At 40.6% G+C, this 26,033-nt stretch carries 19 protein-coding genes and 1 pseudogene; 9 read left to right on the plus strand and 11 right to left on the minus strand.

Annotation, left to right across the window (positions count from 1 at the left end; all coding sequences use genetic code 11):
• Positions 1-158: 158 nt before the first annotated feature.
• Positions 159-872, plus strand: coding sequence for a DUF2846 domain-containing protein (locus FTV37_RS02125; RefSeq protein ID WP_180062937.1), 714 nt, complete (start codon positions 159-161; stop codon positions 870-872).
• A 129-nt stretch (positions 873-1,001) separates the two neighbouring features.
• Here FTV37_RS02125 and FTV37_RS02130 read toward each other — a convergent pair whose 3' ends face one another.
• The 6 genes and pseudogenes from FTV37_RS02130 to FTV37_RS02155 form a co-directional block, all read right to left on the minus strand.
• On the minus strand, positions 1,002-2,528 hold the full coding sequence (locus FTV37_RS02130) for a fumarate hydratase (protein WP_078189659.1): 1,527 nt from the start codon (positions 2,526-2,528) through the stop codon (positions 1,002-1,004).
• A gap of 633 nt (positions 2,529-3,161) precedes the next feature.
• Entirely contained in the window at positions 3,162-4,061 is a 900-nt protein-coding gene (locus tag FTV37_RS02135) for a hypothetical protein (RefSeq protein WP_180062938.1), read from the minus strand.
• A pseudogene (locus FTV37_RS02140) lies at positions 4,045-5,143 on the minus strand (DUF2515 family protein). The gene FTV37_RS02135 and the pseudogene FTV37_RS02140 overlap by 17 nt, the downstream one beginning before the upstream one ends.
• A 140-nt stretch (positions 5,144-5,283) precedes the next feature.
• Positions 5,284-7,425: a phosphate acetyltransferase gene (gene pta / locus FTV37_RS02145; RefSeq protein ID WP_180062939.1), complete on the minus strand. Its 2,142-nt coding sequence runs from the start codon at positions 7,423-7,425 to the stop codon at positions 5,284-5,286.
• A gap of 59 nt (positions 7,426-7,484) precedes the next feature.
• On the minus strand, positions 7,485-8,702 hold the full coding sequence (locus FTV37_RS02150; protein WP_078189653.1) for an acetate/propionate family kinase: 1,218 nt from the start codon (positions 8,700-8,702) through the stop codon (positions 7,485-7,487).
• A gap of 494 nt (positions 8,703-9,196) precedes the next feature.
• Positions 9,197-10,462, minus strand: coding sequence for a glutamate-5-semialdehyde dehydrogenase (locus tag FTV37_RS02155; RefSeq protein ID WP_180062940.1), 1,266 nt, complete (start codon positions 10,460-10,462; stop codon positions 9,197-9,199).
• Between the two features lie 303 nt (positions 10,463-10,765).
• Here FTV37_RS02155 and FTV37_RS02160 point away from each other — a divergent pair, with 303 nt between their 5' ends.
• Positions 10,766-12,094: an alpha/beta fold hydrolase gene (locus FTV37_RS02160; RefSeq protein ID WP_180062941.1), complete on the plus strand. Its 1,329-nt coding sequence runs from the start codon at positions 10,766-10,768 to the stop codon at positions 12,092-12,094.
• Between the two features lie 28 nt (positions 12,095-12,122).
• Here FTV37_RS02160 and FTV37_RS02165 read toward each other — a convergent pair whose 3' ends face one another.
• Both FTV37_RS02165 and nagZ read right to left on the minus strand, forming a co-directional pair.
• Positions 12,123-12,992, minus strand: a complete 870-nt coding sequence (locus FTV37_RS02165; protein ID WP_180062942.1) for a class I SAM-dependent methyltransferase — start codon at positions 12,990-12,992, stop codon at positions 12,123-12,125.
• Positions 12,993-13,120: 128 nt separating this feature from the next.
• Positions 13,121-14,143 carry a beta-N-acetylhexosaminidase gene (gene nagZ, locus FTV37_RS02170; protein WP_180034909.1) on the minus strand — a complete coding sequence of 341 codons (1,023 nt, stop codon included), beginning with the start codon at positions 14,141-14,143 and terminating at the stop codon, positions 13,121-13,123.
• Positions 14,144-14,343: 200 nt separating this feature from the next.
• Between nagZ and FTV37_RS02175 the strand changes: the two genes are divergently transcribed.
• From FTV37_RS02175 to FTV37_RS02205, 7 genes are all read left to right on the plus strand, one after another.
• Positions 14,344-16,554 carry a carboxy terminal-processing peptidase gene (locus tag FTV37_RS02175; RefSeq protein WP_180062943.1) on the plus strand — a complete coding sequence of 737 codons (2,211 nt, stop codon included), beginning with the start codon at positions 14,344-14,346 and terminating at the stop codon, positions 16,552-16,554.
• A gap of 431 nt (positions 16,555-16,985) precedes the next feature.
• Complete coding sequence (locus tag FTV37_RS02180; RefSeq protein WP_180062944.1) at positions 16,986-19,052, plus strand: bifunctional diguanylate cyclase/phosphodiesterase; 2,067 nt, start codon at positions 16,986-16,988, stop codon at positions 19,050-19,052.
• A gap of 241 nt (positions 19,053-19,293) precedes the next feature.
• A complete protein-coding gene (locus FTV37_RS02185) occupies positions 19,294-20,886 on the plus strand; it encodes a peptide chain release factor 3 (RefSeq protein ID WP_078189646.1) in 1,593 nt (530 codons plus the stop codon).
• Between the two features lie 107 nt (positions 20,887-20,993).
• Complete coding sequence (locus FTV37_RS02190) at positions 20,994-21,821, plus strand: hypothetical protein (RefSeq protein ID WP_180021052.1); 828 nt, start codon at positions 20,994-20,996, stop codon at positions 21,819-21,821.
• A gap of 74 nt (positions 21,822-21,895) precedes the next feature.
• Positions 21,896-22,852, plus strand: coding sequence for an RsiV family protein (locus FTV37_RS02195; protein ID WP_168378435.1), 957 nt, complete (start codon positions 21,896-21,898; stop codon positions 22,850-22,852).
• 8 nt (positions 22,853-22,860) lie between these two features.
• Positions 22,861-23,682 carry a TatD family hydrolase gene (locus FTV37_RS02200; RefSeq protein ID WP_180062945.1) on the plus strand — a complete coding sequence of 274 codons (822 nt, stop codon included), beginning with the start codon at positions 22,861-22,863 and terminating at the stop codon, positions 23,680-23,682.
• A 151-nt stretch (positions 23,683-23,833) separates the two neighbouring features.
• Positions 23,834-24,640 (plus strand): enoyl-ACP reductase, encoded by an 807-nt coding sequence (locus FTV37_RS02205; RefSeq protein ID WP_078189642.1) that lies wholly within the window; start codon positions 23,834-23,836, stop codon positions 24,638-24,640.
• Positions 24,641-24,803: 163 nt separating this feature from the next.
• Here FTV37_RS02205 and secB read toward each other — a convergent pair whose 3' ends face one another.
• From secB to FTV37_RS02220, 3 genes are read right to left on the minus strand one after another with little or no spacing between them, the layout of a single operon-like run.
• Positions 24,804-25,259: a protein-export chaperone SecB gene (secB, locus tag FTV37_RS02210; protein WP_078189641.1), complete on the minus strand. Its 456-nt coding sequence runs from the start codon at positions 25,257-25,259 to the stop codon at positions 24,804-24,806.
• Positions 25,260-25,299: 40 nt separating this feature from the next.
• Positions 25,300-25,554: a glutaredoxin 3 gene (gene grxC, locus FTV37_RS02215; RefSeq protein ID WP_078189640.1), complete on the minus strand. Its 255-nt coding sequence runs from the start codon at positions 25,552-25,554 to the stop codon at positions 25,300-25,302.
• Between the two features lie 20 nt (positions 25,555-25,574).
• Positions 25,575-25,982 (minus strand): rhodanese-like domain-containing protein, encoded by a 408-nt coding sequence (locus FTV37_RS02220; protein WP_078189639.1) that lies wholly within the window; start codon positions 25,980-25,982, stop codon positions 25,575-25,577.
• Positions 25,983-26,033 lie beyond the last annotated feature (51 nt).

Below are 26,033 nucleotides of genomic sequence, written 5' to 3' on the forward strand. Positions count from 1 at the left end.
ATTCGTCTGAAACGTGTGTAAATCCAAGATTTGCACACGTTTTTTATTTCCAAAAATAAAAGCAGAATGTTAATCTCAGCAGGATGGCGTGGATGCCTGAATGTAAAAAACTGAAAACAAAAGTGTAAAAATAAAAAAAGACGCAGTGAGGGATAATCATGCGTGAAGTTGCAATTCTACTTTTAAGCAGTGTAGCGCTGCTGGGTTGTCATGGAAAATCAGCCGTTGAGCAAACGTCATTGGCTTCGACATTAAAGCCTGTGGATCCTGAAAGTACACCGGGTCATATTGAGCAATATCGATTGGGTATGTTTACCATTGGTGGTTGGGTCAATCAGAAACAAGGCCGACATTTTCAAGAAGTAAAAGCTCAGCATGATCAAGCAGCGATCGTGTATTTATATCGTCCAGACAGTAAATGGAATCGTCAAGAAATTGTGGCCAGCAGCTTATTTCTGAACAGTGAGCGTATTCCAAGTTTATTGAATAATCATTATTACTGGGTGGAGTTACCGGCAGGGAATTACCGCTTATCGTCCAGTCGCCCTTTGGGGGTGAATCATTTTCAAAAGCCTAAATATTTAGACTTTGATGTTGAAGCAGGTCAAACTTACTTCATTAAATATGATGAAGAGAATTTATCCAGTAAAAGAACGGTTTCAGGGCCATTGCTGCTCATGCCTGAAAAAATTGGTCGAAATGAAATCGCATTTACAGAGTTGAAATCCAACAGTTTTAACTTTGTGGCAGAAGATCAAAACACTGGAAAAGTGCGGAAAAGTGCGCAGAAGTTGAAAGTACCTCATTATGATCCTGCGGAAGATGTGCAGTTGACCAAGCCTTTTAAACTGTGGAATCCATTAACTTGGTAATGTAATTAGCTCGTGTTTTTGAGTGTGTGAAAATATTAAATAGCGAATGTCATTCGACAAACAGCCTAAATATTGACATTAAAAAAAGCACCCGATGGGGTGCTTTTTTAGATCTTGAATGTGGCGAAATTAGTTCGCAGCAGCATCAACTACTGGGATTTTACCAATTTTTGCTTGCCAGATTTTTGGTGCAGTTGCGTGAACAGAAGTACCATTTACGTCAACAGCTACAGATACAGGCATGTCTTTTACAACAAATTTGTAGATCGCTTCCATACCTAAGTCAGCGAAAGCAACCACTTCAGCTTCACGAATCGCTTTCGATACTAAGTAAGCAGCACCACCAACAGCCATGAGGTAAGTTGCTTTGTTGTCTTTGATTGCTTCAACAGCAGCAGGACCACGATCCGCTTTACCAATCATACCGAACATGCCAGTTGCTTCAAGCACTTGACGTGTGAACTTATCCATACGTGTTGCAGTTGTTGGGCCAGCTGGACCAACCACTTCGTCACCGACTGGATCAACAGGGCCAACGTAGTAAATAAATTTACCTTTTAGGTCAACTGGAAGTTCTTCACCTTTGTTTAACATGTCAACCATACGTTTGTGCGCAGCGTCACGACCTGTATAGATTGTACCGTTAAGAAGCAGTGTGTCACCAGGTTGCCAAGAGTTCATTTCTTCTTGAGTGATGTTATCTAAGTCAACACGTTTAGACGTTGATGAATCCCAAGTTACCGCAGGGTAGTCTTCAAGGCTAGGCGCTTGAATATGTGCTACACCTGAACCGTCTAATTGGAAATGTGCATGACGAGTTGCAGCACAGTTAGGAATCATACCTACTGGTTTACCCGCAGCATGACATGGGTAGTCTTTGATTTTGATATCAAGAACAGTCGTTAAACCGCCAAGACCTTGAGCACCAATACCTAAAGCATTTACTTTTTCGAAGATTTCGATACGAAGTTCTTCGATTTGGTTTTGTGGGCCACGACGAAGTAATTCGTCCATGTTGATTTCTTCCATCAATGCTTCTTTTGCAAGCATCATGGCTTTTTCAGCAGTACCACCAATACCGATACCGAGCATACCAGGAGGACACCAACCTGCACCCATTGTTGGAACAGTTTTAAGTACCCAATCTACGATAGAGTCAGAAGGGTTAAGCATTGCAAGTTTAGATTTGTTTTCTGAACCGCCACCCTTAGCAGCAACAGTAATATCAACTTTATTACCCGGAACGAGTTTGTAGTGAATTACAGCAGGGGTGTTGTCTTTGGTATTTTTACGACCAAAAGCAGGATCAGCTAATACTGATGCACGAAGAATGTTTGAGTTTTCAAGATAACCTTGACGTACACCTTCGTTAATTGCATCGTCTAGGCTCATGGTTAAATCAAATTTAACGTCTAAGCCCACTTCAAGAAATACGTTCACAATACCCGTATCTTGACAGATAGGACGATGGCCTTCTGCACACATACGAGAGTTAATTAAAATTTGTGCAATCGCGTCTTTTGCGGCTTTGTTTTCTTCACGGTCATACGCACGGCTCATCGCTTGGATGAAGTCCTGTGGGTGATAGTAAGAAATGAACTGAAGCGCATCTTTTACCGATGTGATCAAGTCATCTTGCTTGATAATAGTTGTCATACAAATATCTCTTGAGCGGGCTGATAGCTAGCGGGCTAAATTATAAGACAAAAACACAGTTGTGTGGGTATTTCGCTTAATCTTTGGCCGAAAGTTTAATAGGCTTAAACAGTGCCATATTTAACTGTCATAAATGGCCTGAAAATGACGTTTTAACTGTCATATTTCATGAAATATTTGTCACAAAACTAGAGGGGGAGATATGTTTTTATTTTTAAATTTTTGAAAATAAATGATATTTGTTATTTTTAAATATTTCGTATGTGTCATATAACTGTCATAAAACTTTTACATAATGACGTCATCAAAGTTAGAGTGTGAAATATATGGTTACTCCAGTGTTGTCAGTTATTGGTTTTTCTCTGTTTATCGCAGCAACTTGGTTCTACGGTCAACAAGAAGATCAAGCCTAAAGCTTTATCTTCTTTTTTTGCTTTAAATTTTATAAAAATAATATTCTTCTTCAAATCTTCAAATCTTCAAATCTTCAAATCTTCAAATCTTCAAATCTTCAAATCTTCAAATCTTCAAATCTTCAAATCTTCAAATCTTCAAATCTTCAAATCTTTAGTTTCAATGATCAATTTTGTGTAAAAGTGCTTTAAAATTGAGTCTAAACGCGACAACATTTGATTATTTAACATATTGCCAAACATCAGGATCTTCATAATTTTCATCGATATGGTAGCCTTGTACTATAACTTCTTTTTCATCAATTTCTCTTGATTTTTTATTTCTTATCAGCTCATTTGTAAATGCTTGTTCTAACTCTTTTGACGTCATTTTGTAAGTATCAATATTATTCTCTGAATCATCCATTGAATTTCTTTGATCATAACGAATCGTATTGAAAGCATAACGAACCATATATTGTTCTTTACCATCTTCAGTTTTTTGAGTTTGTTTTATACTCAGATCCAAAAGGATACCATTGGCATATAATCGGTAGCCTATAGAGTTCCCTCCAACTGTATTTATTATCTTTTTCCATTCTTCATAATTAAAGATATAAGTCGGGTCAATGACATCACCTGATTTCATTAGATATCGAATATTATCATCCTTTGCTATTCGTGCAGAAAAACGATAGAAATAATTTTTCCATTCGGCCTGATTTATACGTTTCATTAAGTCAACATAAGCTTGGTGGGCTTGTTCAGGACGTACAAATTCCTCTTTGTTTAGCCCTGCATTAATATCAAGCCCTTGTATTCCATCCTCATTATTAAACGATGTTCCTAGAACTGAAAATACATGATCTATCACTAAGCTATTCTCACCATTTTCAACTTTAATCTGACCTAAGTTGGGCGGTGTAAAATCTAACTCTCTAAAACCTGCTCCAGATGGATGACTATCGGGATGCCCAAGATTATGTTGAGAAAAATCTTTAAATCCTTGTTGGCCTAAATGTAAACTAAAACGTTGTTGATTCATGACATTATTCTCTGTATTTTTTGCACTAGGTTGACAAGCTGAAAGGAGATAACCCACCATAAAAATAACAATGAAGTAATTAAATTTTTCCATCATTACTATCCTTTCCAACTGTAAAATTAGCTTTGCTATCGCCCCATTTCGCAATAATTTTTAGTTCTTCTTCTAAAAAGTATCTTCCTTTATCACTTTGCATTAAACGATGATATTTTTCTGCTGCTTTATTAATCCATTCCATACGGCTATCATAATTGGCGACTTTAGTGTTTGCTAATGGTTCGCTGTATACTGTTTCTGGTACCTTATCGAGTACACCTGCGTGTCGCCCCTGATATTCTCTTTCCATGCTTTTGATATTATAAGAACTCGGCAGAATACTTTTCGATTTTCTAACAGATTTAACACTTTCAACGAAGTAATCGCTCGACAGGACTAAGGTACTATCAGGTAAGCGAGTAAAGCTTTGCACCGTTGCTTGAGCTTGTACCTTCCAGTCTTTCCATACTAATTCTTGTAAAATATTTCTTTGCTCTTGTACTGCAACCACCATGAGGTGATCGAAAAGATTTTTACTAGACAACTTAAATCTATTTTGTCTTGATACATTCTTTTTTATAAATACTTTTTCAATTTTAGGTAGATATTCAAAAGCACTTTTAATTTCTGGAGTGCTTTTTAAGTGTTTAATTATGGGTAAACAACTTGACCAAGGAACGTTTATAACTTCTTCCTTAATATGAGTGAATTTGGAAACATCACGTTGAATTCGGCATTGATTGAAAGAGGTTGAAGACATGCTCCAAGCATAATGCCAAGGTGCAATATCCATAAATAGCCATAAGTTACCTTTTGCAAAAGTATGTACAGGATCACGAATTACCCCTAGTGGAATCCATTTATATCCCCATGCAGTTAAACCATGTTTAACAATGGCAGCTAAGATTTTTTGAAGCAAATGCACCTAAGCCCATCCAATAATAACGACCAACTAAATCCTTGTTTCCATGTTTTTCTTTTTCTAGATAAATATTGGCATAAACTGAAGCAAGACGTCACGCCCTAGCTTCATATCCAGGCTCTAATTTATGTAAATTTTTCCTTTTATTTTTTAAATTAGATATGTGTATCAGAGCTTTGATTTCTTTTTTTAAGCGAAGAATGAATACATTATTGGTCATGTACCAAATACTCAAAATTCAGCCATAGAATTTAAAAGAAATTTCCACTAATTCTGAGCCATTTTTAATATAATGGAAGTTATATAAAACAAAAAACCACCCAGTCTTTCGAAAGGGTGGTTAAGAACTCGAAACTAAAATTAAGCTTCTTGTTGTTCGGATTGAATCGCCGTTAATGCAATGGTAAACACGATGTCATCGACCAATGCGCCACGAGACAAGTCATTTACAGGCTTGTTTAAACCTTGCAGCATTGGGCCAACACTGACTACATTTGCAGAACGTTGAACTGCTTTATAGGTTGTATTACCTGTATTTAAATCAGGGAAAATAAACACATTGGCACGACCAGCCACTTTAGAGTCAGGTGCTTTAGAACGTCCCACACTTTCCACCGATGCAGCATCGTATTGAAGCGGGCCATCAATGAGTAAATCTGGACGGCGTTCTTTGGCAATGCGTGTTGCTTCAGCCACTTTTTCGACATCTGCTCCTGCACCTGAAGTACCTGTTGAATATGAAATCATCGCAATACGTGGGTCAATACCAAAAGCTTTCGCTGAATCTGCAGATTGAATCGCAATCTCTGCAAGCTGTTCTGCATTTGGATCTGGATTAATGGCACAGTCACCGTACACATAGACTTCATCTGGTAACAGCATAAAGAATACAGAAGAAACCAATGAATAATCAGGTGCAGTCTTAATCAATTGGAATGCTGGACGCACTGTATTCGCCGTAGTATGTACTGCACCAGATACAAGGCCATCCACTTGATCGAGTGCAAGCATCATGGTGCCTAAAACCACGGTGTCTTGTAGCTGTTCGCGTGCTTGTAGATCATTGAGTTTGCCTTTACGCAGCTCAACCATTTTCGGCACATAGTTTTCACGAATCAGGTCTGGATCAATGATTTCCAAATCATGAGGAAGTTCGATATTACGTGCTTTTGCAACTTCAATCACTGCTTCAGGTTTTGCCAATAAAATACAGTGTGCAATGCCACGTGATTGACAAATGGCAGCCGCTTGAATGGTCCGTGGTTCATCACCTTCAGGTAGAACAATCCGTTTTTTCGCAGCAATGGATTTTTGTACCAATTCATGACGGAATGCAGAAGGGGACAAGCGTGGTTGATACGAACCATTCAATACTTCAGTAATCCACTCAGCATTAATATGGCTTGAAACAAAGCGAGTCACTTGCTCTGCACGTTCTACGTCATCGACAGGAATTTCATTGCCTAAATTTGAAAGTTGTTGTGCCGTTTCAAAAGTGCTTAAAGGCGTATGTAAAATCGGTAAGCCTTGCTTAATCGCGGTTTGGCAGAAATCCAAAACTTGTGGGTTCGGTTGATGATGTTCAGTCAAAACTAAACCGGCAAGTGGAATACCATTGCTATTTGCAAGGCTAGAAGCCAACAACACATCAATACGGTCAGAGGCGCTGATAATCAGTTCGCCTGCCACAAATTTGTGAAGTTCATGTTCAATATTCGATGCAACTAGGCTGCTATGTAGTACGCGGCGATGAGCGGCATCGCCTTGGTTAATCCATTCCGCTTGAATATGCGTTGCTAAGTCAGACATGCGCGGTACGCTGAGCGTATTACTAAATGGAACGAGGCCAATAACAGGTAGTTGTGCAGAGCCAATTTGCGGATTACTTTGTTGTAATTCGAGTACAAATTTATTGGTATCACTAATTAAACGCAGATTTGGATCAAGTGTGACAGGAATTTGCGCAGACTCTTCTGGCAAGCCACGTGTGCGCATAAACAAAACACCCGCAGTACGTTCAGATGCCGCACCACCAAATTGGCGTAGTGAACTGTCAATTTTCTCAGCCGTTTTCGTGGCATTTTGAATATCTGCTGTGCTGACAATAATCACTTTGGCATCGAGTGCTTTTGCTAAAGTCGCATTCAGTTCTGAGGCAAAGTTATCTCGGCTGTTTGGAACCAAGCCTTCAACAATAATTAGGTCATGCTTTTTTGCAATTTCACGGTGCAAACGAACCGCTTCTTCGAGCAGTTCATCACTTTCATCATGACTGAGTTGTTTCACGATGGTGGCATGGTGAATGGGTTCTACCGTTTCATTATTAAATAAATGACGATAAAGAGCCGTTGTACGGTCTACAGTATCTGCGACATTTTCCTGTGAAAATGGTTTCAGAAAACCTGCTTTGACCCCTTGGCATTCCAAAGCATAAATTAAACCTAAGCATGCAGATGTTAAACCTACACCTTCCCCAGTTGGCACGAGTAAAATTGTTTTCATACGGTGTCTAAATTAAAGCTAAAAATTAATATTGAAGGCGAAGGGGCTGATGCGATTGCTTATGCAATCGCAGCTTCAGCATCAGGCTTTTTTGTAGCAGACGCTGTCACCTCGTCTACAACATGCTCAGTTTCTTTGGCAATACGGCCTTCTTCATCGGTAGGAACAACCCAAATTTGTGGGCCAGTACCGTGGTCAATACGACCTTCCGTACCGCGTTTTAGGTTGTCATTTAATTCTTTACTCAGGTTGAAACCAAAGTGTGGTAAGTATGAAACCGTTTTTTCACGAATGTAGGCAGAATTTTCACCAATACCACCGGTAAAGAATAAACCGTCAATACGTGGTAGACCACAGCTGAGACCTGCTAAAGATTTTGCTAAACGGTAGCAGAATACTTCAATGGCAAGCGCGGCATCTTCGTTGCCTTGTTCCGATGCTTCGATCAATGTACGCATGTCATTTGAAAGATCAGACAAACCGAGTAGGCCTGATTGGCTGTTCAGCATTTTGTCGATTTTGTAGATATCCCAACCTAAGTTGCTCGCAAGGAAGCTGTGAATACTTGGGTCAACATCACCACTACGTGTGCCCATCACCACACCTTCAAGTGGAGTCAGACCCATTGACGTATCTACAGATTGACCATTCCAAATCGCACAAGTCGAGCTACCATTGCCTAAGTGAGCAGTTAACCAGCCACCTTGTTTAAAGCTGCCTGCCAACATTGAGCCACGCTCAGATACGTAGGCATGGCTAGTACCGTGGAAGCCATAACGACGTACGTTATGTTGTGTGTACAAGAATTTTGGTAATGCATAACGGTATGCATGAGACGGCATCGTTTGGTGGAATGCTGTATCAAATACGGCTACTTGCGGAAGTTCAGGGAACAAACGCATGGTTGCTTCGATACCCACCAAGTGAGCAGGGTTATGCAATGGCGCAAGCGGTGTAGCTTCACGAATACGTTCAATTATTTCTGGTGTTAATAGCTCAGCTTTGGTTAATGTACCGCCGTGTACCACGCGGTGACCAATCGCTTGAGGATTATGGTGAGCCAAACGCTCTAAAATAGTTTCGAGGGCTTTTTCATGGTCAGCATGTGGAATAGACAGCTCAAGCGCAGCACCACCCGTAGTGACCCCTTTAATACGTGCATCAGCAGAACCTAGGTTCTCGGCCAGACCAAAAATACGATCTTCACGGCGCTCAGAAACTAACGCATATTTGATAGAAGAAGATCCGCAGTTAATTACTAATACTGATGTAGACACGTTTAAATACCCGAATTCTAATTGAAATACTTATCCATAATGTTGATCTGATTGCAGTTGTATTGATTGATGCAATTTAGATCTGTGATGATGTTTTATCATGGGTTTTTTTATCGTCCTAGATAGACTTTAGGAGATTAGACTTAAGCACTATCGACCCTGAGCACAATAATAATTAAAATTTATCAGTTCATAGTTTTCATTTATTAATAAAATAATCCTCAAAATTTATACGATTTAAGAGATATACATAGAACATAACATGCGGTTGCTGCGCTGTAATCCTAAAATTGTTGCAAAAAAGCAGGTAATTTGAACTTCTCTTATTTTTCTGAAGCATTTAATTGTCAAAATATCTGTTTTTCGATTCTAGATCCTGTGTGTTTGCAGGCTTATATTTCAATATGTGAACCTTGGGTCTAGTTTTTTAAATTGCCATAAAAAAAGCTGTGCCTTTAATCAGAAAAGCACAGCTTTCATTGTCTTATTGGGTGTTATTGGCGAATTTGACCATCACCAAAGACAATCCATTTTTCAGAAGTCAGACCTTCAAGACCGACTGGACCACGTGCATGGATTTTATCGGTTGAAATACCGATCTCAGCACCAAGACCATATTCAAACCCATCTGCAAAGCGCGTTGAGGCATTAATCATCACTGAACTCGAATCTACACGCGCTAAGAACTGACGCGCCAAACTGAAGTTTTCGGTAATGATTGAGTCGGTATGGTGTGAGCCATATTTGTTGATGTGCTCAATTGCTTCATCTAAGCCTGTAACGACTTTCACTGCCAAAATTGGGCCTAAGTATTCGGTGTACCAATCTTCCTCAGTTGCAGGAACAATCGACTCACCCAAAATGCGCTGCGTTTCAGCACAGCCACGCAGTTCAACTTTTTTCTCAGCATAAAGTTCAGCAATGCGTGGTAAAAACTCTTCAGCGACATTTTCATCGACAAGTAAGGTTTCCATGGCATTACATACGCCATAACGGTGTGTTTTGGCATTAAGCGCAATAGGTAATGCTTTTTGCAAATCAGCCTGAGCTTCCACAAAAACATGGCAGTTACCATCAAGATGTTTGATAACAGGCACACGTGCTTCATTGGTAATACGTTCAATTAAGCCTTTGCCACCACGAGGTACGATCACATCGACATATTCAGGCATAGTAATTAATTGGCCAACCGCAGCACGGTCTGGGGTATTTATCACTTGAACGGCATGCTCAGGTACACCTGCGGCAGTTAAGCCATGTTGAATCGCTGCCGCAATTGCTTGGTTAGATTCCAAAGCTTCAGAACCACCACGTAAAATAATCGCGTTACCTGATTTAAGCGCTAAAGATGCGGCTTCAAGGGTGACATTTGGGCGAGATTCGTAAATCATGCCGACAACACCTAGCGGTACGCGCATTTTGCCCAGCTGAATACCTGTTGGACGAAAGGCCATATCGGTGATTTCGCCAATCGGGTCAGTCAGTGCGATTACATCTTTTAGACCTTGGAGCATGCCTTTAAAGCGTGTGGGGGTAAGTTCTAAGCGATCAAGCAGAGCACTATCCAAGTTGTTGTTATGCGCTTTGGTCATATCCACTTGGTTAGCTGCCAAAATTGCAGTTTCACTGTTTTGTAAAGCAGTATAAATTGCTGATAAGGCATTATTTTTAGTCTGGGTAGAAGCCCCTGCGAGCACACGTGATGCTGTGCGTGCTTGCTGTCCTACCGTTTGCATGTATTGTTCAATAGACTCTTGCATAGCGGTTTGATCACTTAGAAATTTCAACTCGATATTAACAGCCTGTGACTGAACAATGAAGCACTTAAGTGCATATTCGACTGTACTTGCTGACCAGAATTAACATTTTGAAATTGTTTTTAGAGCAAAAGTAGATAAGCGGCGGGGATATCAGTTGCTTGTAAAATGAACCTCTGTATAGAATGAAACAATAGCGACATTGAAGTCGTACAAATAACGATTAAAGAGCAGGACGCTAAGTCGAGCAGAGTCTCTAAATGAATTCCTGACAATAAAAATAAGGCAGGAATGGAGGAAAGGAATATGAATTCCATTATCCAAATGGATCCCACCGTACAGGAAAGTACGCATTACAGTTTTTTCGATCTGTATGACAAGCAAAGCTTTAAACAGCCTGCCAGAACGACATGGATTGATGGCTGGAAGGTCGAATATATGGCCATTGCACAACCTGAAACCATTCATCGTACCCCGATTGTTATTATTGGTGGGGCATTTCAAAACTTTAATTCCTACAAATATTGTGTCGAACAACTATTTGCGGCAGGACCTATTATTTTAATTGATTTACCCTCTATGGGCTCAAATCAGCAAATTACCAATGTCGATACTTCGGTGTCGGCAGGGACTTTAGAGCTGGGTGATCTGGCGCAGATGTTGGGCGTTTGGCTGGATATCGTCGGGCTAGAAAAAGTATCCGTGATGGGGATGTCACTAGGTTCAGTGGTGGCAGCAGGTCTGGCAGATCAACGTCCTGAATTGATTGATCGCATGATTTTAATGGGCGTGATGCAAAAAACGCGCAAGAGTTGGCGCATGTTGCTTGAAGAATCCTTGCATTTGATGAAAGAACAACGCATGGATGAATTTGGTCAAGCGGTGATTTTGTATTTGGTCAATCATGCCAAACTGGATGTGACGCGGATGTCACCGACAGCAAAGCGTTTGTTCTTTAGACAAATGGCTGAATTCACCAATACCGAACAAGAGCGTTATGACATTAACTGTAATCGTTTGCTGCGTTTGCAAGACGTGCCGATTCCACAATGTGATGTATTGGTGTCATGCGGGCAGTACGACAGTTTTACTTTGCCACATGAAAATGCAGGCTTTGCCTTGCAATGTCCGAATATGCAATTTGCCATGATTGCCAATGCGGATCATTTACCGCAATTGCAACGCCGTAAGGAAACCATGAATTTGTTTGCAACTTATCTACGCGGTGAGTCTATTCAGCAGTTGGATGGGATCATTCCAATGAGCCGAGAGCAAATGCAAAATATTGAACGCCGTGGCGAAGCGCGTGTAAGTGTACAACAGCCATTCACGCATTTATCTCATCGCCATTCAGACCTCGTGGTTGAAACTCAAATTACGGATTTAAATTATTTCGGCGTGTTGCTGAATGTACAGGCTGAAATGTTGGACTCCATGCACGCATATCCTCGGGATTTGGCTTTACATCTAGAAGATGAAGAAGGTGAGTTTAAAATTGAATGTCTCATCTTTGACGTTGTGGATACGCAGATTCGCGCTTTGTTTAAGCATGGTAGTTTTGAGTTGGCGGAGCGTTTATTGCGCTTTGTGCAACGCCAAAAAGAAGATGTGTTGTTATTAGAAGCCGTAAGTTAAAACATGAATATATAAAAAAAACAGCGCGTTAGCGCTGTTTTTTTGTTTTGGCATGCACCATCCAAACCAAATCTCCACAATGCTGCTCTGCATCGTGGAAAGGAATCACTTGTTCATGTTGCTGTTGTGGAAAGTATAAGGCCGGCTGAACGACGTCTACTTCTTCAAATCCTGTATGACTGAAAAACTGCTGTAATTCAGCAGGGGATTGAAAATGAAAAGTAAAAGCGCTGCGAGACATGACTTTGAGTAATTTACTACTGGCCCAAATAAAACGTGCTAAACGGTTTTTAACGGGTTCTGGATAGATGTCGGTCAGATAATGTAATTCCTGAAACGAGGCGCCATATTCGGTGATCCCTTGCAATAACTTATTCAGTAGGTGTTGATCAAAATAATTAATCAGACCTTCGCTAATCACCACCAAAGGACGTTCAGGGTCAAAACTCTGAAAAATACGTTCAAAATCTTGAGTGAAAATGTCACCAGTTAAGACCTCAGGGGCATGCGGGTCAATCTGTTTGAGTGCCTGTGTTTTGATTTTTGCCATATCTGGCAAGTCGAGTTCACGATAGTCAATTTCAGGATGCTTGGTACGAAAATTCCAACCGCGCGGGGAAAGGCCACAGGCAATTTCAAGGACTTGTAGCTGAGGGTGCTGGGCAATGAGTTGATCTAAATGCTGATCGATCATGGCATGGCGCTGTTTGAGCGTCGAGCGCATGCTACCGCCCACATTCTTTTCTGCCCAGCTTTCTAATGGGTGGACTAAACGTGCTAAAAATTTGCCTTTACGCGTAGCAAAAACGGGATGTGAAATCCCCATGCTGTACCAAATATAGCCGGTGTAATGTGCAGTAAAGGAAATGTGTCGATGTTCCGATAAACTTTGTGTCATGTCGTCCTGACCTAATGTTGTTTTTATTGGCAATTTTTGTATAGCACCGAAGCACTTATTTTGACTTCATCATAAATCAAAAAGGAGCACCTTGTCGTGCTCCTTTTTATGATTTTAAAGGTTGTGGATTAGCAGTATTGATTTTTAAAATCCACAATACGGTTACGCACGTTTTGCCAGTCCGCCCCGAGTTCAATGCTTTGTCCAATCTCAATTTGTGGGATTTTACCTCGCATACGTTCTAGGCGTTCTTGATTTGGGAGAGCCAAGTTTTGAATGCCATCCAGCGCAATGCATGCAGATTCACGGTTATTACATACAAGGCCCATATCACAACCTGCATTTAATGCTGCTTGGATACGAGCATCTGCGCCGCCAGCGACACAAGCGGCTTGCATGCTTAAATCATCGGAGAATAAAACGCCATCAAATTGGAGCTCTTGACGTAAGACTTTCTGAATCCAATACGGTGAAAAACCAGCAGGGTTAGGATCAATATTTTCATAAATCACATGCGCAGGCATTAATGCATCAAGCTGTGGTTGCAGTTGAATAAAGCTTTGCATGTCTTTTTGGTAGATCTCTTCATAACTACGATGGTCAATAGCAGCAGCGACGTGTGAGTCTGCTTTCACTGAACCGTGGCCTGGGAAATGCTTACCTGTAGATGCCATTCCTGCACGTTTCATACCTTTTAAGAAGGCACTTGCCAGTGGAATGATATCTTGCATATTTTTGGCAAAACCACGGTCACCAATCACATCACTAACATCATTTAAATCAAGCACTGGTGCAAAACTGAAATCGATCCCGACCGCAAGGACTTCGGCTGCCATCAACCAGCCACATTGTTCAGCCAGTTCAACTGCTTTTTCAGGTTCAGTTAAGTAAAGTTCTCCAAACTTACCCATAGCTGGTAGGAGTGTGAAGCCTTGTTTTAAGCGTTGTACACGACCACCTTCCTGATCGACGGCAATTAAAATATCAGGACGAATTTGACGCATATGGTCGGTCAGGGCACGAACTTGTTCAGGAGATTCAATGTTACGACCAAATAAAATCATGCCGCCAACTTGTGGTGCCTGTAATAGTTCAATATCTTCTTGGGTGAGTTCTGTGCCAGCAATGTCGAGCATTAATGCGCCAATCATATTCGGTGTCCGTGTTGGAATTTTTAAGGAAAAACAATACCTGAATTCTGCAATGATTTGCTACACTTTGTCAGCAGAGAATATGATAAAACTACACGACATAAACATATTAAGTTGTTTAAGATTTTGAATCTATTCAATTCAGGTCGAAAACCAACACGGTAATATTGGTCTTAATACCAAGGAAGTACAAATTATTTATGAAACTTCAAACATTAGCTTGTGCCGTTGCGATTGCGACAGGTGGATTCTTTTTCACTCATGTGGTGAATGACGCAATTGCTGCAAATAATACAGAAGCAGTGAGCGCGGGTACCATTCAGCCCACACAAGAGCAAGCCTTGGTCTCACGTCAGCTTGCAACATTGGTAGACCGTCAACACTATTTAAATCAGCGTTTAGATGCCAATACATCTAACCGTATTTTAGATTTTTATATTGATAGTTTAGATGCTGAACATACGTTGTTCTTGGCATCGGATATTGAAAATTATAAAAAACGTTATGGCTCAACTTTTGGCGCAAATCTCAAAGCGGGCAATTTAACAGGGCCGTATGCCATTCATGCGCAATATCGTGAGCGCTTAAAACAGTTCTACACCTATATGTTGGAAGAGCTGAAAAAGCCACAGAATTTAAATCAACCGAATAACTACATCGAAACCGATCGTGAAAAAGCGCCATTCTTTAAATCGACAGAAGAACAGCGTGCGCATTGGAATAAAATGTTGGTCTCTCAGCTGATCAACTTAACCATCAGCAAAGAAGAAGAGAAAGCCAAACAAAAAGCGTTGAAAGATGACCCAACACTGGCAAATGGTCAAGACTTAACAGGTCCTGAAGACTTAACACCTGTACAGACTTTAACCAAGCGTTATACACGTCAGTTAGAGCGGATTAGTCGTTTAAAAAGCGATGATGTGCTTGATAAAACTCTGAATGCCATGATGCTGACGTATGATCCGCACAGTAATTACTTTCCACCTGTAGATGCGATGGAATTGAACCGTCAAACCACGCTGCAATTGGAAGGGATTGGGGTATCGATCCGTCCTGAACGTGGTAATGAAGACTACACCAAAATCGAGACGATTGTGGAAGGTGGGCCAGCCAGCAAATCAGGACAAGTGAAGTCAGGCGATCGCATCGTTGGTGTTGCCCAAGATGGCGACAAAATGGTCGATGTGATTGGTTGGCCGAGCAATGAAATTGTCGGACTGATTCGTGGTAAACGTGGCACCAAAGTGACTTTACGTTTATTGGGTGCTGGTGCGTCCATGAATCAAGCGCGAAATGTCACTATTGTACGTGATGTAATTCAAGAAGAAGATGCAGGCGTGCGTTCACGTACCGTTGAAATTGAACGTGATGGCAAAAAACATAAGTTTGGTGTGATTGAAATTCCATCGTTTTACTTAAACTATCGTGCACGTCGTGCGGGTACAGATTACCGTTCTGTGTCGGAAGATACCAATAAAGCTTTAAAAACTTTAGATGCGCAAAATGTTGAAGGCATCATCATTGACTTGCGTAACAACCCTGGTGGCTCACTTGAAGAAGTAGCACGTATGCTTGGACAAGTGATTAAATCAGGTCCAGTGGTGCAAATCCGTGATGGTAATGGCAATGTCAGCGTGTTTGAAGATGATGATGGTGGCGCGCAAACTTATGCAGGCCCATTGGCGGTATTGATTAATTTGGCTTCGGCTTCTGCGAGTGAAATTTATTCTGCTGCGATTCAAGACTATGAGCGTGGTGTGGTGATTGGTAGTACCACAACGGGTAAAGGAACAGCGCAGGTACAACTTGACTCTTTAGCCTATGGTCAAGCAACCTTAACGCAACGTAAATTTTACCGAGTGACGGGCGGCAGTACCCAAAATAAAGGGGTCGTACCGGATATTAAGCTGGTCGATATTTACAATGAAGAGTTTGGTGAGCGTAAATCGAAAAATGCTTTACAGTGGGATACTATTCCAACTGCACCGTTTAAACGTGAAGGCTCGATCCAAGCCTATGTTCCAGATTTGATTAAGTCATCTCAGCAACGCGTCACGATTGATCCTCAATTTAAGTATTTAGAGCAACGTACAGCGATTGCAAAAAAGACGGATGAGCAAAAGCGTGTGGTACTCGACTTAACGAAGCGTAAAGCTGAATTGTTGGCACTAGAGCAAAAGTCTTTGGATGCTGAAAATCAACGTCGTAAAGTGGTGGGTCAAAAGCCTTATGCCAACTGGGAGAGCTACCAAGCGTCTATGGATGCATTGGTGGAAGCACGTGCGAAAATGAAGGCGAACCAACGTCCAGCACTGCCTGAAGAAGAAGTCTTTGTGACGGAAGCAGCGAATGTGCTAATGGACTATGCCAAATTACAAGGTACGAATCCAACAACAGCAGCCAAAAAGTAAGCCATTCATCCATAAAAATATTGAGCTGATTGCTTAAGTTTTTGACGGAAAAGATGAATTTACCTATTGAGAAATAGCGAGCTACGGCTCGCTATTTTTTTGTGTAGAGAGGCATGATTTAAATCTAGAAAACAATATAGAAATCAATCTAATTTATTCATTTTATTATGGTTAGAAACTGTTCTAAAATAAAAACCACCTGATGCATTTTTTATCAAAAGTTTAAGTTTTAGTGAACTTGATCAAGCTTTCTTTTTTTAAATTAATCAGTTGCTTAAAATCTTGAAAGAAAGACTTGACCATTATCGTAGACTAATAGATTCTAAGGGAAAATAAGTAAGTAATTGAAAACGTAACAAGTTAAAGGGAAGAGATAGATTGGGTAATTCGGTTAAAGAAAGTGCCACGATAACCTAAGCGGAACGCTTGATATGACTCATATTCATTATGATTACAGTCTGGTCGCTGGTTCAATCGTAGTTGCATTATTAAGTTGTTACTTTGCTGTTTCACTCGAACAAATGTTGTTTCGTGGAACACGACCAAGATATGAAAATGTCATTTTATTCTTCAGCGGTGCAATTTTAGGTGCTGCGATCTGGTGCATGCATTTTGTAAGCATGATAGCCAGCCATTTGCCTTCAAGCCATAGTTTCGATACCAGTCTGACCCTGATATCCTATTTTATTGCTTTCGTTGCTTCCACTTTTGCTGTGTGGTTAACCACACGACAGACATTACCTTTTCCTCGTTTAATTTTAGGTTCAGTGTTAATGGGCCTTGGCATTTCCGGCATGCATTATACCGGTATGCTGAGTTTAGCCGTTCAGGGCTATGAACAACGGTATGAACCTTTAATTGTTATCTGTTCAATTTTAGTTGCGATCTGTGGTTCGGGTTTGGCCTTTTGGATGACGTTTAAAAATAAATATTCGCCAAAACGGAATATTTTGAATGTCTTTGTCGCATTAATGCTGACTTTTAGCATTGTGGCTATGCATTATATTGGTATGGCGGCTGTTGATTTTGTACCGCTAAACTCGATGGATATATTGGTTGCGGCTCAAATTAACCATAATTTATTGCTATTTATTGTCTTATTTGTCACCAGTTTATTGTTGATGGCGGCCTTTAGCGTTGCAGTACTTGAGCAACGTTTAGAACATCGCAGTTTGCAGTTGATGCGCGCAAATCGAGAACTGGCCAATCAAGCTGTACAGGACAATTTGACCCGTTTACCTAATCGACTATTTTTGGCTGAATATGCACATTTTCTATTTACAGAGCATCGCTTAAGACAAGATAAAATTGCTTTTATTTATATTGATATCGACCGTTTTAAAGCGGTCAATGATGTGTTTGGACACCATGTCGGTGATCAACTACTGATTCAAATTGCTACGCGTATTCACCGTTTAATTAATGATAAAGCCAAATTGCTACGAATCGGTGGCGATGAGTTTCTGATTGTACTTGAGTCGGCAAGCAATGATTCTGCCACAGCAATGTCTGAAAAAATATTGGAATTGATGCAAGAAAGTTTCCTGATTGCAGGCAAGGAAATCAATATTTCAGGCAGTATTGGTATTGCGATGTACCCTGAACATGGTGTGAACTTACAAGATCTGCTGATTAATGCAGACACTGCAATGCTGAGTTCGAAGTATCAGGGGCGTAATACCTATTCGTTTTTTAATTATACCGCCGACCAATTTGAAGAAAAAAGTCAGACGAAACTGATCAATGATTTGTATAAAGCGGTAGAAGAACAGCAGTTTAGCTTATTTTATCAGCCAAAATTTAATGCCGCTGATCGTGAAATTTGTGGGGTTGAGGCCTTAATTCGTTGGAATCATCCAACTCTAGGTATGCTGACGCCAAATAAGTTCATTAATGGCGCGGAAAAAACTGGACTGATTATTGCCATGGGCTATTGGGCACTTGAAGAAGCCTGTAAGCAAATTCAGCACTGGGAAAAGCTGAACATGCCGCTGTATCCGATTGCGGTCAACTTATCAGCCATTCAGTTTGAACATAAACATTTATTTAGTACCTTAGAGTCGCTTTTTGCACGGTATGAAATTAACCCGTCCAATTTAATTATTGAAATTACCGAGTCAACAGCGATGCATCATATCGATGCCAGTATTGTAACTTTTGAACATTTGAGACAAATGGGGATTAAAGTTGCGATTGATGACTTTGGGACGGGACATTCAAGTTTCTTATATTTAAAAGAACTGCCTGTAGATGAACTGAAAATTGACCGTGAGTTTATCCGCAATTTGAGCGTCGGTTCTAAAGAAGAAATTATTTTAGAAAGTATTATTCACTTGGCAATTCGACTGGGGCTAACAGTCACTGCAGAAGGTGTAGAGACAGAACAACAAGCAGAAATTTTAAAACGTTTAGGTTGCCAACAGTTGCAAGGATATTTGTTAGGAATGCCGATGCCAGTGACACAGCTTGAAGAAAGCATGAAAGCGAAAGTTGAATAAAGTCATTTGTAGTGTTATCGCATTGCCAATGAGTATAGAAAAAAGACAGTGGAATACGTTATATCGTCGATAAAAACAGGTCGTCATCCAATGTAAAACATCAAGACACGCCACGCTAAGATTTTGACTCAACCCAATGTGGTTGATTATTTTTAATGGTCAATCTGATACAATATCGCCAATTTTCCATATTGATCAGATCTGATCTTTTGCACTGCGAGTTTTGCAGTAGGTGTCTTTCATGAGTTTTAAAGAAGAATTAGCGACACAGGTCGCTCAGCGACGTACTTTCGCTATTATTTCCCACCCCGATGCCGGTAAAACCACAATGACAGAAAAACTGTTGTTATGGGGACAGGCGATTCAGGTTGCAGGTATGGTAAAAAGCCGTAAATCTGATCGTGCGGCAACGTCTGACTGGATGGAAATGGAAAAAGAACGTGGGATTTCGATCACCACCTCTGTTATGCAGTTCCCGTTTAAAGACAAGATGATTAACTTGCTCGACACCCCAGGGCATGAAGACTTTTCTGAAGATACTTACCGTACATTAACCGCTGTTGACTCTGCGCTTATGGTGATTGATGGTGCAAAAGGTGTCGAAGATCGTACGATCAAATTGATGGAAGTGTGTCGTATGCGCGACACGCCGATTATTTCATTCGTCAACAAAATGGACCGTGAAATTCGTGAGCCATTAGAACTGCTAGATGAAATCGAAAACGTTTTAAAAATTAAATGTGTTCCGATTACTTGGCCACTGGGCACAGGTCGTGACTTTGCGGGTGTATTTAACCTACTCGAAGAAAAATTCTACGTTTATAAGGCGGGTTTCGGTTCAACCATTACGGATATTGAAGTTCGTGATGGCTATGACTATGCAGATTTGCGTGAAAAAGTCGGCGATCTCGCTTGGGCCGCATTTGAAGAATCATTGGAGTTGGTTCAAATGGCCAATGAGCCTTTAGACCGTGATGAATTTTTGGCAGGTCGCCAAACGCCAGTCTTGTTTGGTACGGCACTCGGTAACTTTGGTGTAGACCATGTTCTGGATGCATTTAGTCAATATGCGCCTGAACCTAAAGCACATCCGACTCAAGACCGCAAAGTTGAAGCGACTGAAGAAGGCTTCACAGGTTTCGTCTTTAAAATTCAAGCCAATATGGATCCAAAACATCGTGACCGTATTGCATTCATGCGTATCTGTTCAGGTAAGTATGAAAAAGGCTTAAAAATGAAACATGTGCGTCTAGGTAAAGATGTACGTATTAGTGATGCCTTAACGTTCCTTGCCGGTGACCGTCAACATCTTGAAGAAGCATGGCCGGGTGACATTATCGGTTTGCATAACCATGGTACGATTCAGATCGGTGATACCTTCACTTCTGGTGAAGATTTACACTTTACCGGTATTCCTCACTTCGCACCTGAAATGTTCCGTCGCGTGCGTTTAAAAGATCCATTGAAGTCAAAACAGCTACAAAAAGGCTTAAAAGAACTTTCAGAAGAAGGTGCAACTCAGGTCTTTATGCCACAAAACAGTAACGACTTAATCGTGGGTGCTGTGGGCGTACTTCAGTTTGAAGTCGTGGCTTATCGTCTGAAAGAAGAATACAAAGTTGATTGTATTTACGAGCCTGTAAGTATCAATACCGTACGTTGGGTATCGTGTGATGACGAGAAAAAATTCAACGAATTTAAGAAAAAAGCACATGACCAATTGTCTGTCGATGGCGGTGGTCATTTAACTTATCTTGCACCAAGTCGTGTGAATTTACAGTTAATGCAAGAACGTTATCCGGATATCGTGTTCCGTAATACACGTGAACACTAAGTTGTTCTTTTACAGAAATAAAACAGCTTCTTCGTGAAGCTGTTTTATTTTGTGGTAGAGTTTTTTAAATCCATACATTACGCAATCATTTGGTCGTTTAGGACATCATGAAAATATTCAAGGATGCTACAGTTTTTGCACTTTTGGGGAGTGTTTTGCTGCTCAGTGCATGTGATTCAGGAAAAGAAAACAAAGCGACAAAGCCGGCCGATGATGGCGCTTCTGAAGCGGCCGTGATCAATCCAGATGTTTTGCCTTATTTAAATATCCAAGAGCAAGCCGCTAAAATTGCCAAACCGTTTTGTGAAAATAAAAGTTGTATTGATTTAGAGATACAAACCATTCAGACCGTAGATACGTGGTTGAATAGCTGGATTGAAAAGAATCAGGCGAGCGTCGTACAAGATCAGATTGCACTAAAGCAGAATATGAATCTCCAACAAGCTGTCGATGCGTATGTGAAAAAATCAGATGCTTGGCAGGCCGAGTTTAAAACCAATAAAGCCTATGAATTGGCGATGTACACACGAGTTCCATATCAACGGAATCAATATGTGCTGCTGCAAATCGGTGTCGATACCAAACAGGAAAATATCACGGTCAAAGAGCGCTATTATTTTTTTGTGGCAGACCGTCGTGCGAAAAAAAATCTCAAACCCTTAGATATTATTGATGCAAAGCAGCAGCAAAATATGGATGCCATTGTGCAGCAAGCCTATGGCAAATGGTTAGATGAACAAGATGTGGATGTCAAAAAATCGGCACCGAAAAAGCTCTATTGGGGCCAAGCAGATTGGTTCTTTGATCAAGAAGGTGTCGGTTTGCATTACCGTACAGATGAAATTATCAAAGATAGTACACAACTGGATATTTATCTCAGCAAAGCGCAAACACAACAAGTCTTGAAAGCTGATGTGTATCAGCATATGTTCTAAACAACGAAAGTATTTAATTTGATGAGATATTTACTGAGATAAATATCAATTATTCGAAATGAAAGGTTGAAGCAATGGTGCAAAAAAATAAAATTTGGGCAAGCTCAATATTGGCAGTTTCTGTTGCATTCACGGCGTGTCAGCCACAACAAGCTGAACCTGAAAAAAAGCCGGATCAAGCCAAAACTGAACAGCCAGATTTGAGTGCAAAACTGATTGGTGATGCGGAAAAATTACAACTGAATTTACCTGAATGTGATGGCGGGGTCTGTCCTGAAATTTCAGTTGAACGCTTAAACAGTAATCAAGCCTTTATTGATGAATTTATTGATGCGGAAATTTTAAAACAGTTGGGAGAGATCCTGTCTGTTTCGCCTTTAGAAGATAAAACGCTGAGCAAAGACGCTCCCGCTGCAAGTGAAGTACCTGCAGCGTCTGAAGCAAAATCTGCTTTGGCAAAGGTTGAAACGCCCAAATTAAAATTGGAAAAAGCCACGCAGCCTTATATGCAAGCATTTTTAAATTTAGATAAAGAGTTGAAATCTTTAAGCGCCAATCAGCAAATCAGTTTGATGATTAAACCTAAAATATTGAATGCTGAAAAACCCTTGGCAACAGTGGTTTTAAATACCAGCTCATATTTAGGTGGGGCGCATGGTTCTTCTGCACAGCAATATTATAACTTCGATTTAAGCACTCAAAAATTGGTACAGCTCAATGACATATTGCTGCCCAATCAACGTACTAAACTTGAAAAGCTGGGCTATGAAGTCTTTAAAACTTGGGTGAAAGATGCCAAGTTGGCGGACAATGTTCAAGAATATGAACAGATTTGGAAATTTAAACTGTCTGATAACTTTTATCTAAGTCAGCAAGGTCTAATTTTGCAATATGCCGAATATGAAATTGGGCCATATGTGGCGGGTTTACCACGTTTGACCATTCCGTATGATCAATTGCAAAGTATCTTGAAAAAGCAATATCTACCAGTAGTTGAAGCTGCTGAAGCCTCAGCCGTAAAAGCAAATTAATTAGTTCAATGACTTACTCACTGTTTGATACGCATACGCATTTTGATGTTCCTGATTTTGACGCTGATCGGGAACAGTTGGCGCATGCTGCCAAACAGGTGGGTGTCGATGCTTTGGTATTGATTGGTTTTGTGCAGTCACGTTTTCACGATTTGCTGCAAACCCAAGAGTTTTTAGCTCGTTTATCCAATGCTCCCAAAAGCTATTTAGCCCCCGGCTTACATCCGTTTTATATTGAGCAACATCGTACAGAACATTTGTTCGATGTGGAACAGCTGCTAAAGCAGCATGATTGTGTCGCTATCGGTGAAATAGGTTTAGATACCTTTTTGAAACAGCATAAACAGCCCGAACTTTTTCAAAAGCAGCAGCAGTATTTTTCCGCACAACTTGAATTAGCACAGCAGTTTGATAAACCCATTTTGCTGCATATTCGCAAATCCCATGCGGAGGTGCTTTCGATGTTGAAAAAGCATCAATTTAAGCTCGGTGGTATCGCACATGCATTTAGTGGTGGTGTTGAAGAAGCGAAGGCATTTACCAAGCTAGGTTTTAAAATTGGTGTAACGGGGCAAATCACCAATCCCAATGCAAAAAAATTACATCAAGTGGTTCAGACTTTAGGGGCGGCACATTTGGTCTTAGAAACCGACTGTCCCGATATGACACCCTTATGTTGTCAGCATTCGACGGAAGGGCGTACTCGTAATACGCCGGTCAATTTGCCCTATGTATTGCTGGGTTTGGCTCAGAGCTTAAACCGTACTGAATCTGAGATTGCACAGATCTTATGGAGAAATTCATTACAAGCATTGCATTTGGACGCTTAAGCGGCAACAAATATTGACGCTGCTTGATTGAATCAGGTTTTCTCCACATTGTTTATACAATGATGGTTTTCTAAAAAAAGGCGCATTATGCAATTTCTAAAATGCTTTAGACTTGGCATTATGCTGTTAAATTATTTTGAGTGAGTTTTACATGGCACAAGGACTATTGGCTGGCAAACGCTTTTTAATCGCGGGTATTGCAAGTAAGTTATCAATCGCATTTGGTATTGCGCAAGCTTTACATCGCGAAGGTGCAGAACTGGCTTTTACTTATCCAAACGAAAAATTAAAAAAACGTGTAGATGATTTTGCTGAACAATTTGGTTCAACTTTAGTTTTCCCATGTGATGTCGCAGTGGACGCTGAAATTGATACCGCTTTTGCTGAACTTGCTAAACATTGGGATGGTCTAGACGGTGTTGTGCATTCAATTGGTTTTGCACCAGCGCATACTTTAGATGGCGATTTCACTGATATTACCGACCGTGAAGGTTTTAAAATTGCTCACGACATCAGCGCATATAGCTTTATTGCGATGGCTCGTGCGGCAAAACCTTTATTGGCTGCACGTCAAGGTTGCTTATTGACGCTGACTTACCAAGGTTCTGAACGCGTAATGCCAAACTATAACGTTATGGGTATGGCAAAAGCGTCACTAGAAGCAGGCGTACGTTATTTGGCAACAAGTCTTGGTGCTGAAGGTATTCGTGTAAATGCGATTTCAGCAGGTCCGATTCGTACCTTAGCGGCTTCAGGGATTAAATCTTTCCGTAAAATGTTAGACCTAAATGAAAAAGTCGCACCGCTTAAACGCAATGTCACCATTGAAGATGTAGGTAATGCAGCATTGTTCCTTTGCTCGCCTTGGGCAAATGGTATTACAGGTGAAATTCTGTATGTTGATGCTGGCTTTAATACTGTAGGTATGAGCGCTGATCTGATGGCAGATGCTGAGTAATTCTCTTTAAGTTCCCTCTCTCTTTGGGAGAGGGCTAGGGTGAGGGAATAAAAACCTCTCCCCTTGCGAAACAGTGTTTCTCATCTCCTAGAAGGAGAGGGGATAAATAAAGCAATAAAAAAGACCGCTAAAAGCGGTCTTTTTTATATCTGAGATCAAGTAATTAAGCTTGGCCTTCAGCAGCAGTTTGCGCACGTTGCAAATTCGCTTCGAATTCAGCATCGAAGTTAATTGGTGTAAGCAATAATTGTGGGAAGCTGCCTTTAGTAACCATATCGTTCACTGCTTCACGTAGGAATGGGAACAAGATATTTGGGCAGTAAGCACCAAGAATGTACGGAAGACGTTCTTCTTCAACGCTATCGATCAGGAAGATACCTGCTTGAGTAACGTCAACGATAAATGCAGTGTCACCCGCATTGTTCGCTTGAACGACAACTTTCAGTGAAACTTCGAAGTGTGTTGGATCAACTTTTTCCGCAGAAGAAGAAAGGTTGATATTTAGTTCAGGCTGCCATTCTTTAGTAAATACTTGAGCCCCAGGTACTTCGAAAGAAATATCTTTAGTATAAATACGCTCTAATGCCAATTGTGGTTGAGCTTGTTGTTCTTCACTCATTGTTTATTCCTTAATATGAGGTGACGATTTATGTTTAAAATTAAGATAGCATGCCGTCGAGTTTGCCTTCACGCTCTAAAGCATAAAGTTGGTCAAAACCGCCAATAAACTGATCATTAATAAAAATTTGAGGAACAGTACGGTGGTTGGTGCGTTGCATCAATTCAACACGTACTTCAGGCGCTTCATTTGATAAATTAATTTCTTTATAAGCCACGCCTTTACGCTCTAGGAGCTGTTTTGCACGAATGCAGTAAGGACATACAGTTGTTGAATAAATCGTAACTTCAGCCATGTTAATCTCCTAAGAAGCGCTTATTTGCTTTTAACTAGAGGTAAGCCTTGAGCTTTCCAGTTGCTAATGCCGCCGTCTAAACGGTATGCATCTGCATGACCGACTTGTTGCAATGCAGAACCTGCCACTTGACCAAGGTTACATACAAAAACCAACGGGCGATCAGAAGTTTTTAACTCTTCAATGTGTTTTGTAATTTGGCTATATGGAATATTACGGCTACCGCTAATATGGCCTTCGCGGAAGTCTTTCGCATCACGTAAGTCAATCAATTGAGCATTTTTAGCTTTAACCAAAATACCCAATGACTGCGGTGAAATTTTGCGACCATTACGCTGGCCTTCCAGAATAAAGAACAGCACGACCAATACAGCCAGTGTTCCAAATAAGAAGGGGTGATTCCCCATAAACTCGAACCAACGTTCCACAATTCACCTAATTACAATTTAAAATTGCCCAAAGTATAGCTCATAAATATG

The sequence above is a fragment of the Acinetobacter sp. YH16042 genome, assembly GCF_013417245.1.
In the GTDB taxonomy this organism is placed as follows: Bacteria; Pseudomonadota; Gammaproteobacteria; order Pseudomonadales; family Moraxellaceae; genus Acinetobacter; species Acinetobacter amyesii.